8 protein-coding genes are annotated in these 12,899 nt (G+C 66.4%); 4 read left to right on the top strand and 4 right to left on the bottom strand.

Translation table 11 applies throughout. From position 1 onward, the window contains the following. The first annotated feature begins 93 nt into the window (after positions 1-93). Positions 94-1,182: a GGDEF domain-containing protein gene (locus tag AC3WL2_RS13185; protein ID WP_102682827.1), complete on the top strand. Its 1,089-nt coding sequence runs from the start codon at positions 94-96 to the stop codon at positions 1,180-1,182. On the opposite strand, the gene AC3WL2_RS13180 is transcribed toward AC3WL2_RS13185, so the two are convergent. Further along, a complete protein-coding gene (locus tag AC3WL2_RS13180; protein ID WP_102682828.1) occupies positions 1,157-2,455 on the bottom strand; it encodes an ATP-binding protein in 1,299 nt (432 codons plus the stop codon). The genes AC3WL2_RS13185 and AC3WL2_RS13180 overlap by 26 nt on opposite strands. 6 nt (positions 2,456-2,461) lie before the next feature. After that, positions 2,462-3,163: a response regulator gene (locus AC3WL2_RS13175; RefSeq protein ID WP_102682829.1), complete on the bottom strand. Its 702-nt coding sequence runs from the start codon at positions 3,161-3,163 to the stop codon at positions 2,462-2,464. Positions 3,164-3,321: 158 nt separating this feature from the next. On the opposite strand from AC3WL2_RS13175, the gene AC3WL2_RS13170 reads away from it, so the two are divergent. The 3 genes from AC3WL2_RS13170 to mobA all read left to right on the top strand — a co-directional run bounded on the left by AC3WL2_RS13170 (position 3,322) and on the right by mobA (position 8,268). Beyond that, on the top strand, positions 3,322-4,497 hold the full coding sequence (locus AC3WL2_RS13170) for an efflux RND transporter periplasmic adaptor subunit (protein ID WP_102682830.1): 1,176 nt from the start codon (positions 3,322-3,324) through the stop codon (positions 4,495-4,497). Between the two features lie 11 nt (positions 4,498-4,508). Beyond that, on the top strand, positions 4,509-7,631 hold the full coding sequence (locus AC3WL2_RS13165; RefSeq protein ID WP_102682831.1) for a multidrug efflux RND transporter permease subunit: 3,123 nt from the start codon (positions 4,509-4,511) through the stop codon (positions 7,629-7,631). Between the two features lie 61 nt (positions 7,632-7,692). Beyond that, positions 7,693-8,268: a molybdenum cofactor guanylyltransferase MobA gene (gene mobA, locus AC3WL2_RS13160; protein ID WP_102682832.1), complete on the top strand. Its 576-nt coding sequence runs from the start codon at positions 7,693-7,695 to the stop codon at positions 8,266-8,268. A gap of 97 nt (positions 8,269-8,365) precedes the next feature. Here the strand turns inward: mobA and AC3WL2_RS13155 are convergent, their stop codons facing one another. Next, positions 8,366-9,769 carry an efflux transporter outer membrane subunit gene (locus tag AC3WL2_RS13155; RefSeq protein ID WP_102682833.1) on the bottom strand — a complete coding sequence of 468 codons (1,404 nt, stop codon included), beginning with the start codon at positions 9,767-9,769 and terminating at the stop codon, positions 8,366-8,368. After that, the gene (locus tag AC3WL2_RS13150; RefSeq protein WP_102682834.1) at positions 9,769-12,897 is read right to left on the bottom strand and encodes a multidrug efflux RND transporter permease subunit; all 3,129 of its coding nucleotides are present in this window, start codon (positions 12,895-12,897) and stop codon (positions 9,769-9,771) included. Before AC3WL2_RS13150 ends, AC3WL2_RS13155 begins: the two co-directional genes overlap by 1 nt. Positions 12,898-12,899 lie beyond the last annotated feature (2 nt).

Raw genomic sequence — 12,899 nt, 5'->3', positions numbered from 1 at the left:
TCCCACGAATACCAGCACCCAACCTTTATGGGAGCGGGCTTGCCAGTGACACGGCCGGCAAGACCCGCACAATAGCCGAGGGCATCCTCCAGCATGTACAAGACCCTCGAAGCCCACATCCGCCAGCAGGTCGCCCCCGCCGCCCTGCGCGCCGAGTTCCGCCAGCACGAATTCGAGGCCATGCGCCGTTTCTGCCTGCTGATCTTCTGCATCGGCATCGCCATCTGGCTGGTCTTCGACCTGATCGTCAGCTACCTCGGCGGCCAGGGCTTCACCTGGCTGTCCGGGATGTTCATCGCCCTGCTGTGCAGCCTCACCGTGGTCCTGGGCTTCACCCGCAGGAGCCAGCATTTCGACGTGCTAAACCTGCTGTTCGTGGCGGTGATCACCCTGGCCATGCGCCTGGTGATCGAGGGCATCCCCATCGCCCTGCGCCCGGTATGGCTGGTGCTCGGAGTCTCTACCGTGCTGTACACCGTGTCGGTGCTACCGGTGCGACGCTGGTCGTTCTTCTGCGCCATGGGCATCACCTGGATCATGCTCAATCCTTTCCTCCACACGCGTATCGAAGCCCTGGAGCTCGAAGGCGCGATGCTGATCAGCTACGCGGTATGCCTCAGCGGCCTGGTGATCTACAGCTACCTGCGCATCCGCCAGGCCAAGCTGCACAACTTCTACCTGACCAAGATACTGCTGGAGCAGGCCTATATCGATGCGCTGACCGACATCCCCAACCGTCGCTCGTTCATGGCCAAGGCCGAAAAGCAGCTGCAACAGGCCGGCGAACAGTATCTGGCGATGATCGACATCGATAATTTCAAGCAGGTCAACGACCGCTTCGGCCATGACATCGGCGACGAGGTGCTCAAGCGCGTGGCGGCGCACATAAAGGCGGCGATGATCGGCCACGAGATCGCCCGGCTGGGCGGCGAGGAATTCGCGATCTTCTTCCAGGGGCTGGATGAAACAGGCGCCGAGCAGCAAGTTGCGAGGTTGTGCCAGCGGGTGCGCGAGGACCTCGGGGCACACCCGGTGACCATCAGTATCGGCCTGGCCCGGATCGATAGCGGCGATACCCTGAGCATGGCGCTGATCCGGGCTGACCAGGCCCTGTACGAAGCCAAGCACACGGGCAAGGACCGCTTCGTCCGGTGGACTACCCGGCTGGCAAGCGAATCCTGAACTGCGCCCCACCCAACGCCGATTGCGCCACTGTGAGCGTGCCGCCCTGCCCTTCGATGGCCCGCCGGCTGATCGCCAAGCCCAAGCCGAAACCACCCGTGTTGCGATCGCGGCTGCGGTCCAGCCGGTAGAACGGCTGGAAGATCCGCTCACGCTCCTCGACTGGAATGCCGATGCCGTCGTCCTCGACCGTCACCAGGCAGGCGCCATCCTCTTCCAGGCGCAAGCGCAGCAGCAGGCTTTCGTCGCAGTAGCGCATGGCGTTGCGCACCAGGTTCTGTACCGCGCGAGCAGTCAGTCGCGGATCGAGGACGAAGCGTGGCAGGTCGGTGTCGCATTGCACCTCCCACTGGATGCCGCGATCGTCGAGTTCTTCGGCGAAACCACCGAGCACGCTGTCCACCAGCTCGAGCAACGACACCTCGACCCGCTCGCGGGCCTGGTCGGCGCTTTCCAGGCGGCTGTAGGACAGTAGCTCAAGTACCAGCTCGTCCAGCTCGCGCACATGGCCCACCAGCCCCAGCAGGCGTTTGCGGCTGGCCGGCGGCACCTCGTCGAACAGCAGCACCAGGCCGAAGTCCAGGCGAGTCAATGGCGTGCGCAGCTCGTGGGACACCGCGTTGAGCAGTTCACGCTGCTGATTGACGTGGCGCTCCAGGTCGCTGGCCATGGTGTCGAACACCCCGGCCAGCTCGCCGATGTTCGAGCGCGGCGAGATATGCGTGCGCTCGGACATCTCGCCGCGCCCCAGGCGCCGGGCGGTGTCCTTCAGGCGCTCGAGGTCGCGCCAGTGCGGCCATACCCACAGCAACAGGCAGCCGAGCATGGCCGCGCCGATCAGCACGGTCACGCCCCAGGACAGCACGTTGATGTCCAGCGGGTCGTCCGGCGAGTGCAGGCGTACCAGCCAGTCCTGGTCCAGCGGCGCCAGCGCCGTTTCGTAATAGCCCCAGTCGGCCATGCGCACCACATACAGGCCATGCTCGAGCCGGGCCTTTTCCTCGCTGCTCAGCTCAGCGTCGTCCATGCGCAGCAAGCGCACCTCCAACGGCTTGAACGCCGTGGCCAGTTCCTTTTCCACCGTCGGCCACTGCTCCCGCGGGGCCTGCTGGAACTGGCGCACGATCAGGGTCTGCACGCCCTTGGCCTGGTCGAGGTTGTAGGCCATGAAGCGATCGTGAAACAAACCGACGATGGTGTCGGGAATCAGCGCGATCGCCCCGGCATAGGCGACGATGATCACCAGGTACAACCGCACCAGGATCTTCAGCATGGCGTATCAGTACTCCCACTCGACGCGACTGAACAGGTAGCCCTTGCCCCATACGGTCTTGATCTTGCGCGCTTCACCTGCGCTGTCGTCGAAACGTCGGCGCAGCTTGGAGATGGCCACGTCCACCGAACGGTCGGTGCCGTTGAACTCGATGCCGCGCAATTGCTGGAGGATGCGGTCACGGCTCATCACCTCGCCGGCGTTGCGCGCCAGCACCACCAGCAGGTTGTACTCGCCGCTGGACAGTTCCACCTCTTCGCCGCGCCAGGTGACCGTGCGCTCGGCCAGGTCGATGCACAGCCCGCCGATCTGCATCAGGTCGCAGTCCAGGCGCGGCTCGTTGACATTGCTGCGGCGCAGCAACGTGCGCACCCTGGCCAGCAGCACGCGGGGCTCGCACGGCTTGGTGACGTAGTCGTCGGCGCCCATCTCCAGCCCCAGCACCTGGTCGTGGCTGTCGTCGCGGGCGGTCAGCATGAGGATCGGCAGGCTCTGGCTCTCCTGGCGCAGCAGGCGGCATACCTGCAGGCCGTCCAGGCCCGGCAGCATCAGGTCGAGAATCACCAGGTCCGGTTTCTGCCGGCGGAATTCGTCCAGCACATGGTCGCCGCGGGCAATCACCCGGACATGGAAATCGTTGCGTTGCAGGTAGCTGGCAATCAGTTCGGACAACGCGCTGTCGTCTTCGACCAGGAGAATGTTCGGCATAAGGGGATTTGACGAAAGATTGAAGTAAGGCAGGATATAGAATCCCGGGCGGGCCACCGCCGATTGTTCACACTTTTTCACACACGCCCAACACAGCTTAACAGCCGCCACCCGAACGGCTGCTTTAGCATACGCTGGATCAAACCTGGAAGATCCGTATGTCCACGCTCCGTGCTTTGCGCCTGCGCCCTGTGGCGCTGCTGGCGCTGATGACCCTTTCCCTGGCCGCTTGCAACGACGCCGCCGAGCAGGAAGAAAAGGCCCCGCCCTCCCAGGTCCGGGTCGAAACCCTTGCCGTGCAGCCGCTGGCCATCAGCACCGAACTCAGCGGCCGCATCCTTGCCCCCCGCACCGCCGAGGTGCGCGCCCGGGTGGCCGGCGTGGTGCTCAAGCGGGTGTACCGCGAAGGCAGCGACGTGAAACAAGGCGATGTGCTGTTCCTGATCGACCCGGCGCCGTTCAAGGCCGACTTCGACAGCGCCCGCGCCACCCTGGCCAAGGCCGAGGCGACGCTGTACCAGGCGCGCCTGCAGGAGCAGCGCTACCGCGAACTGGTCGAGGACAAGGCCGTCAGCCGCCAGGAGTACGACAACGCCCGCGCCGCCTTCCTCCAGGCCGACGCCGCGGTCGGCGAAGCCAAGGCGGCGCTGGAACGCGCGCGCCTGAACCTGGGCTATGCCACCGTCACCGCACCGATCTCCGGGCGCATCGGCCGCGCCCTGGTAACCGAGGGCGCGCTGGTCGGCCAGAGCGAGACTACGCCGCTGGCCACCATCCAGCAGTTGAACCCGATCCACGCCGACGTCACCCAGTCGACCCGCGAACTCAACGCCCTGCGCCGCTCGCTGCGTGCCGGCGAGCTGCAGCAGGTGGGCCGCGACCAGGTCAAGGCCACGCTGATCCAGGACGATGGCAGCGCCTACCCGCTGGCCGGCAAGCTGCTGTTCTCCGATATCAGCGTCGACCCGAGCACCAACCAGATCACCCTGCGCAGCGAGTTCCCCAACCCGGACCTCGACCTGCTGCCCGGCAGCTATGTGCGCGTGCGCCTGGACCAGGCCGTGCAGCCCCAGGGCATCAGCGTGCCGCAACGCGCCATCCTGCGCGACAGCGCCGGTGTGCCCAAGGTGCTGCTGGTCGACCCGCAGGACCGCATCAGCGAACGCCAGGTGACCCTGGGCAGTGCCCAGGGCGACCGCTGGATCGTCAGCGAGGGCCTGGCCCCGGGTGACCGCGTGGTGGTCGAGGGCCTGCAACACGTCAAGGCCGGCGACCAGGTACAAGTCGACGAACAACCAGGCGCCACCGCAGTCGCCCAACACAACGGCCAATGAGGGCCTGATCCATGCCGCAGTTCTTCATCGACCGCCCGGTGTTCGCCTGGGTGGTCGCCCTGTTCATCCTCCTGGTCGGCGCCCTGGCCATCCCGCAGTTGCCGGTGGCCCAGTATCCCGACGTGGCACCGCCGCAGGTGGAAATCTACGCCGTCTACCCCGGCGCCTCGGCGGCGACCATGGACGAGAGCGTGGTCAGCATCATCGAGCAGGAGCTCAACGGTGCCGACAACCTGCTTTATTTCGAATCCCAGAGCAGCCTGGGCAGCGCCACCATCACCGCCAGCTTCCAGCCCGGCACCAACCCGGACATGGCCCAGGTCGACGTGCAGAACCGCCTCAAGGTGATCGAGTCGCGCTTGCCGCGCCCGGTCACCCAGCAAGGCCTGCAGGTGGAGAAGGTGTCCACCGGCTTCCTGTTGCTGGCCACCCTCACCTCCGAGGACGGCAGCCTCGACGAGATCGCCCTGTCGGACATCCTCGCGCGAAACGTGATGAACGAGATCCGTCGCCTCAAGGGCGTCGGCAAGGCGCAGCTGTATGGTTCAGAACGGGCCATGCGCATCTGGATCGACCCGGCCAAGCTGGTCGGCTTCAACCTCACGCCCAACGACGTGGCCGAGGCCATCGCCGCGCAGAACGCCCAGGTTGCCCCCGGCAGCATCGGCGACCTGCCGAGCCGACCGACCCAGGAGATCACCGCCAACGTGGTGGTCAAGGGCCAGCTGAGCACCCCCGAGGAATTTGCCGCCATCGTCCTGCGCGCCAACACCGACGGCTCCACGGTCACTGTCGGTGACGTGGCGCGGGTCGAGATCGGGGCCCAGGAATACCAGTACGGTACCCGCCTCAATGGCAAGGCCACCAGCGCCTTCAGCGTCAAGCTGTCGCCCGGCGCCAACGCCATGGAAACCGCGACCCTGGTCAAGCAGAAGCTCGATGAGCTGGCGCGCTACTTCCCGGCCGGGGTGAAGTACGACATCCCCTACGACACCTCGCCCTTCGTCAAGGTCTCGATCAAGCAGGTGATCAACACCCTGCTCGAGGCCATGGTGCTGGTGTTCGCGGTGATGTTCCTGTTCCTGCAGAACTTCCGTTACACGCTGATTCCGACCCTGGTGGTGCCGGTGGCGCTGATGGGCACCTTCGCGGTGATGAACGTGCTGGGTTTCTCGGTCAACGTACTGACCCTGTTCGGCATGGTGCTGGCCATCGGCATCCTGGTGGACGACGCCATCGTCGTGGTGGAAAACGTCGAGCGGATCATGGCCGAGGAAGGCCTGCCGCCGAAGGAAGCCACGCGCAAGGCCATGGGCCAGATCAGCGGCGCCATCGTCGGCATCACCCTGGTGCTGGTGGCGGTGTTCCTGCCGATGGCCTTCATGCAAGGCTCGGTGGGGGTGATCTACCAGCAGTTCTCGGTGTCGATGGCGGTGTCGATCCTGTTCTCGGCGTTCCTCGCCCTGAGCCTGACCCCGGCCCTGTGCGCCACCCTGCTCAAGCCGCTGGAGAAAGGCGAGCACCATGAGCGCAAGGGCTTCTTCGGCTGGTTCAACCGCCGCTTCGAGGGCATGAGCAACGGCTACCAGCGCTGGGTGACCCACGCCCTGGCCCGCAGCGGTCGCTACCTGCTGGTGTACGCCGCACTGGTCGGCGTGCTGGTGTACGGTTTCAGCCAACTGCCCACCGCCTTCCTGCCCACCGAGGACCAGGGCTACACCATCACCGACATCCAGCTGCCGCCAGGCGCCAGCCAGGCGCGCACCATCGAGGTCGGGCAGCAGATCGAGGCGCACAACGCCGAAGAACCCGGCGTGGCCAACACCACGCTGATCCTCGGCTTCAGTTTCTCCGGCAGCGGGCAGAACGCGGCGCTGGCCTTCACCACGCTCAAGGACTGGTCCGAACGCGGTGGCGACGACAGCGCGCAGTCGATCGCCGAACGCGCCACCATGGCCTTCACCCAGCTCAAGGACGCCATCGCCTACGCGGTGCTGCCGCCGCCGGTGGACGGCTTGGGCGAGTCGACCGGTTTCGAGTTCCGCCTGCAGGACCGCGGCGGCATGGGCCACACCGGGCTGATGGAAGCTCGTGACCAACTGCTGGACGCGGCGCGCAAGAGCAAGGTGCTGGTCAACGTGCGCGAAGCATCGCTGGCGGAGAGCCCTCAGGTCGAGCTGGAAGTGGACCGCCGCCAGGCCAACGCCCTGGGCGTGTCGTTTGCCGATATCGGCGCGGTGCTCGACACCGCGGTGGGGTCGAACTACGTCAACGACTTCCCCAACCAGGGCCGCATGCAGCGGGTGGTGGTGCAGGCCGAAGGCGACCGGCGCAGCCAGGTCGAGGACCTGCTGAAGATCCACGTGCGCAACAGCAGCGGCAAGATGGTGCCCCTGGGCGCCTTCGTCAGCGCCCACTGGCAGTCCGGCCCGGTGCAGCTGACCCGCTACAACGGCTACCCGGCGGTGTCGATTTCCGGCGAGCCGGCGGCCGGCTACAGCTCGGGCGAGGCCATGGCCGAGATCGAGCGCCTGGTGGCGCAGCTGCCGGCAGGTGCAGGCCTGGAGTGGACCGGCCTGTCGCTGCAGGAACGCCTGTCCGGCAGCCAGGCGCCACTGCTGATGGCGCTGTCGCTGCTGGTGGTGTTCCTGTGCCTGGCCGCGCTGTACGAAAGCTGGTCGATCCCCACCGCGGTACTGCTGGTGGTACCGCTGGGCGTGCTCGGCGCGGTGCTCGCGGTGACCCTGCGCGGCCTGCCCAACGACGTGTTCTTCAAGGTCGGCCTGATCACCCTGATCGGCCTGTCGGCGAAGAACGCCATCCTCATCATCGAGTTCGCCAAGGACCTGGTGGACCAGGGCGTCGATGCCGTGGACGCGGCAATCCAGGCCGCCCGCCTGCGCCTGCGCCCGATCGTGATGACCTCGCTGGCGTTCATCCTCGGCGTGGTGCCGCTGGCCATCGCCAGCGGCGCCAGCTCGGCCAGCCAGCAAGCCATCGGCACCGGGGTGATCGGCGGCATGCTCAGCGCCACCTTCGCCGTGGTGTTCGTGCCGGTGTTCTTCGTCGTGGTGATGCGCCTGGCCGGGCGCGGCAAGACCAAGGCGGCGCAGGTGGCCACCCACCAGGGCTGACTGGACAAGCCCTGCGGTAAATGGGAGGGTTCCCGGCATTGACTGCCCGGAACCCTTTTTCATGCCCGACGTTCTCCCCCCCTGCTCCATCCTTATTCTTGCCGGCGGCCGTGGCCAGCGCATGGGCGGGCGCGACAAGGGGCTGGTGCCCTGGCGCGGCGAGCCGTTGGTGGCGCATGTGCAACGCGCCGTGCGGGCACTGAGCGATGACCTGGTGATCTCCTGCAACCGCAACCAGACAGCCTACGCGATCTACGCCGACCAGCTCGTCACCGACGCCGAAGCGGACTTTCCCGGCCCGCTGGCCGGCGTGATCAGCGGGCTCAGGGCAGCCCGGCACGAATGGGTGGTAGTGCTGGCCTGCGATGCGCCGCGCATCGACCGGGCGCTGGTCGAGGACCTGCTGCGCCTGGCCGTGGCGCACGACAGCGCGGCCATGGTGCGCCAGGGTGGGTATTGGCAGCCGATGTTCAGTGTGTTGCCCCGGCGCGTGTTGCCATTGCTGGAGCAAGCCTGGCAGGCGGGTGAGCGGAGTTTGCAGAAGGCTTTGCTGCAGGCGAGTTTACAGGGGTTGGCGTGTGCCGAGGACGATGCGCGATTGAGTAACTTCAACAGTCCGGATCTGTTGCGCGATTAACGCTCGCCTGTTCGGCCCCTATCACTGGGCAAAAAAAGGCCCCAAGGCAGGGACACCTGGGGCCAAGCGGTTGGATTTCCCAACCAAAGGAGGCATTTCAACCTTGGGCCGGCCAGCCACCGCCCAAGGCACGGAACAGATCGACCAGTGCCAGCTGGCGCTGGGTGCTGGCCTCGATGAACGCCGCTTCGTTGACATAGCCGCTGCGCTGCGCGTCCAGGTAGCGCAGGTGGTTGTCCACCCCGCCCTCATAGCGCGCCCTGGCCAGCGTTACGGTCGCCCGGCTGGTGTCGGCCAGGGCACGCCGCGCGGCTTCCTCGCGGCGCAAGGTATCGGTGGCGGCCAGGGCGTCGGCCACTTCGCGGAAAGCGCTCTGGATCGTGCCTTCGTAAGCGGCCACCGCCGAGTCCTTGCGCGCCTCGGCCAGGTTCAGGCCGGCCTTGTTGCGCCCGGCGTCGAACAGCGGCAGCGACAGTTGCGGCATGAACGTCCAGCTACGCGAGCCACCGTCGAACAACCCGGACATCTGCGCGCTGGAGGTGCCGAAACTGCCGGTCAGGCTGATCCGCGGGAAGAACGCCGCCCGCGCCGCGCCGATATCGGCATTGCGCGCCCGCAGCCGGTGCTCGGCGGCGAGGATGTCCGGGCGGCGCTCGATCAGCGCCGACGGCGCGCCTGGGGCGATGTCCTGCAGGACCATCGGCGCCTGCGCCCGCTCGGCGGGAATCGACTTGGCCGCCTCGGCGCTGCCCAGCAGCAGTACCAGGGCGTTGTAGGCCTGGCGCTGCTCGCGCACGATGCCTTCCAGCTCAGCCCGTGACTGCTCGACCAGCCCCAACGCTTCCTGGTGGTCCAGCGCCGTGGCCGTGCCAGCGCCTCGTCGCTGGCCGACCAGGGCCAGCGAGTCCTCACGGCTGGCCAGGGTCTGGCGGGTCAGCGCCAGGCGCCGTTCGGCACCGTCCAGGCTCAGGTAGGCCTGGCTGACATCGGCGATCAGCGCAATGCGGGCGGCGCGGCCGACCTCCTCGGTGGACAGGTACTGTTCCAGGGCCGCATCGCTCAGGCTCTTGACCCGACCGAACAGGTCCACTTCGTACTCTGGCAGCGACAGCCCCACCTGGTAGCTGCTGCTGACCCCTTCCCTGCCGCTGTTCGACAGGTCCGCCGGCAAGTGCTGGCGATTGCCGGAAGCTCCGGCACTCAGGCCAGGCACCCGATCAGCCCGCTGGATGCGGTATTGCGCTCGGGCCTGCTCGATGTCGAGCAGGGTCTGACGCAGAGAGCGGTTGTTGTCGAGTGCCGTGGCGACCAGTTGGCGCAAGGCCGGATCGACGATGAACGCCTGCCAGTCCAGCTGCTCCACCGACTTGCCATGATGGCCGGCGACATCGCCCCAGGCAGCCGCCACCGGCGCCTCCGGGCGCTGGTAGGTCGGCGCCAGGGAACAGCCGACCAGGGTCAAGGCCAGCACGAACGGGAGTGCACATTTATCCATGACCATCACTTCGCCACCTCGACAGCGTGTTGCACAGGGGCCGGCTTGCGCTTGAGCAGCTTCAGCACCCAGACGAAACAGATCGGCACGAACACTACGCCCAGCAAGGTGGCGCTGAGCATGCCGCCAATCACCCCGGTACCGATGGCGCGCTGGCTGGCCGCACCGGCGCCGGTGGCGATGGCCAGGGGCACCACGCCGAGGATGAAGGCCATGGAGGTCATCACGATCGGGCGCAAACGCAGGCGCGCGGCCTCGATGGCGGCGTCGCTCAAGCTGTAACCCTTCTCCCACAGCTCCTTGGCGAACTCGACGATCAGGATGGCGTTCTTCGCCGCCAGGCCGATGATGGTGATCAGGCCGACCTTGAAGTACACGTCGTTGGGCATGCCGGTGAGCAGTACCGCCCAGACCGCGCCCAAGGCGCCGATCGGCACGATCAGCATCACCGTCAGCGGGATTGCCCAGCTCTCGTACAGCGCCACCAGCAGCAGGAACACCACCAGGATGGCCAGGGCGAACAGGCCGGCAGCCTGGCCGCTGGACACCTTTTCCTGGTACGAAAGGCCGGTCCAGGCATAACCAATGCCAGGTGGCAGCTCGCTGACCAGACGCTCCATCTCGGCCATCGCCTGGCCAGTGCTGTAGCCGGGCGCGGCGTCACCGGCGATGCGGATCGACGGGTAACCGTTGTAGCGCACCAGTTGTACCGGCCCCTCCTCCCAGCGAGTGGAGACAAAGGCGCTGAACGGCACCTGCTCGCCGCTGACATTGGGTGCATACAGGCGTAGCACGCTTTCCGGGGTCATGCGCTCGCCCTGCTCGGCCTGCACCACCACGCGCTGCTGGCGCCCGGCATTGCTGAAGTCGTTGATCACCGCCGAACCGAAGGCGGTGGCCAGGGTACTGTTGATGGTCTCGAAGCTCACGCCCAGGGTGCGGGCTTTCTCGCGGTCGATCTGCACGCGTAGCTGCGGCGCCTCGGCCAGGCCCTCCATCATCGCGTAGAGGATCACCGGGTTGCCGTTGGCGCGGGCCAACAGCTGATCACGGGCCGCCAGCAGCGCATCGCGCCCCAGGCCGCCACGGTCCATCAGGCGCAGGGCGAAACCGCCGGAGTTGCCCAGGCCGTCGATCGGCGGAGGCATGACCGCGGTGATGGCACCATCGCCATTGGCCGCGAACTGGGCGTTGATGGCTGCGGTTTCCGCCTCTGCCGACTGCTCCTTGCCGCGCACGGACCAGTCCTTGTAGGTGGGGAACGCCAGCGCGGCGTTGTCGCCCTGGCCCGAGAAGCTGAAGCCGCTGACGATGAACGAGCTGGCCAACGCGTCGCGCGACATCAGGTACTTTTCCAGTGCCTCGGCGGTGTGGTCGGTGCGTACCCGGCTGGCGCCGGGCGGCAGTTGCACGTCGACGATGCTGTAGCCCAGGTCTTCTGCTGGCACGAAGGCCTCCGGCAGGCGCAGGTAGGAGTAGCCGAGCACCACCAGGATACCGACGTAGGCGAGCATCCAGCGCCCGGCACGGGCCACCAGGGCGCTGTTCATCACCGAGTAGCGCTCGGTGACGCGGGCAAAGGCGCGGTTGAAGGCACCGAAAAAACCACCCTTTTCATGGTGGCCATGGGGCACCGGCTTGAGCAGGGTGGCGCACAGCGCCGGGGTGAAGGTCAGGGCGAGGAAGCCGGAGAACAGGATCGACACCGCCAGCGATACGGAAAACTGCTGATAGATCACCCCGACCGATCCGGACATGAACGCCAACGGCAGGAACACCGCGGCCAGCACCAAAGTGATGCCGATGATCGCCCCGGATACCTGCCCCATCGCCTTGATGGTGGCCTCCACCGGCGACAAGCCTTCCTCGGCCATCAACCGCTCGACGTTCTCCACCACCACGATGGCGTCATCCACCAGGATACCGATGGCCAGCACCATGCCGAACATGGTCATCATGTTCACCGAGAAACCGAGCAGCTTCATGACCATCAGCGTACCCAGCAGGCACACCGGCACCACGATCGACGGGATCAGGGTGTAGCGCACGTTCTGCAGGAACAGGAACATCACCAGGAACACCAGCACCATGGCTTCGATCAAGGTGTGGATGACCTTCTCGATGGCCACATCGACGAAGCGCGAGGTGTCGTACGGCACCGAGTATTCAACGCCTTCCGGGAAGAACTGCGACAGCTCGGCCAGGCGCTCCTTGACCAGCGTCGCGGTCTGGATGGCATTGGCGCCAGGTGCCAGCTGCACCGCGCCGGCCACGGCCGGTTTGCCATCCAGGCGTGAGGACAGGTTGTAGTTCTCGCTACCGATGGCCATGCGTGCCACATCGCCCAGGCGTACGCTGGAGCCGTCCGGGTTGGCGCGCAGGACGATGGCGGCGAACGCCTCCGGCGTTTCCAGGGTGCCTTGCACAGCCAGCGTCGCGGTCAGTTCCTGCTCGCTGGCCCCCGGCGTGCTGCCGAAGCTGCCGGCAGGCACCTGGACGTTCTGGCCACGGATGGCGTTGTTGATATCGTCGATGGACAGGCCATAGCCCACCAGTTTCTGCGGATCAACCCAGACCCGCATGGCCGCCTCCGAAGAGAAGAACTGCAGCTTGCCCACACCCGGCACGCGCAACAGCTCGTTATTGATGTTGCGTGCGGCATAATCGGCCAAGGCCGTGGTATCACCCTGATCACCGGCCGTGCTGGTCAAGGCGTAGATCAGCAGGAAGCCGGAACTGGCCTGCTCGACCTTGAGCCCCTGGGTCAGCACCGCCTGGGGCATGCGCGCCTCGGCCTTCTTCAGGCGGTTCTGCACATCGACCTGGGCCATGTCCGGCTGGGTGCCGGGCTCGAACGTCACCAGCACTTCGGCCACGCCGTTGGAGTTGTTGGTGGACTCGTAGTAAAGCAGGCCCTTGGCTCCGTTCAACGACTCCTCGATGATGCTGGTCACCGACTCCACCAGCACCTTGGCCGAGGCGCCCGGGTAGGAGGCGGTGATGGAGATCTGTGGCGGTGCCACGCTGGGGTACTGGGCCACCGGCAGCGCCGGGATCACCAGCAGGCCGGCCAGGGAAATGAACAGCGCCACGACCCAGGCGAAGTTCGGCCGATTGATGAAGAACTTGGACATCT

This window comes from Pseudomonas sp. FW305-96, from assembly GCF_058783825.1.
The sequence above is the reverse complement of the archived record's forward strand: the minus strand, read 5'-3'. Positions and strand labels throughout refer to the sequence as shown.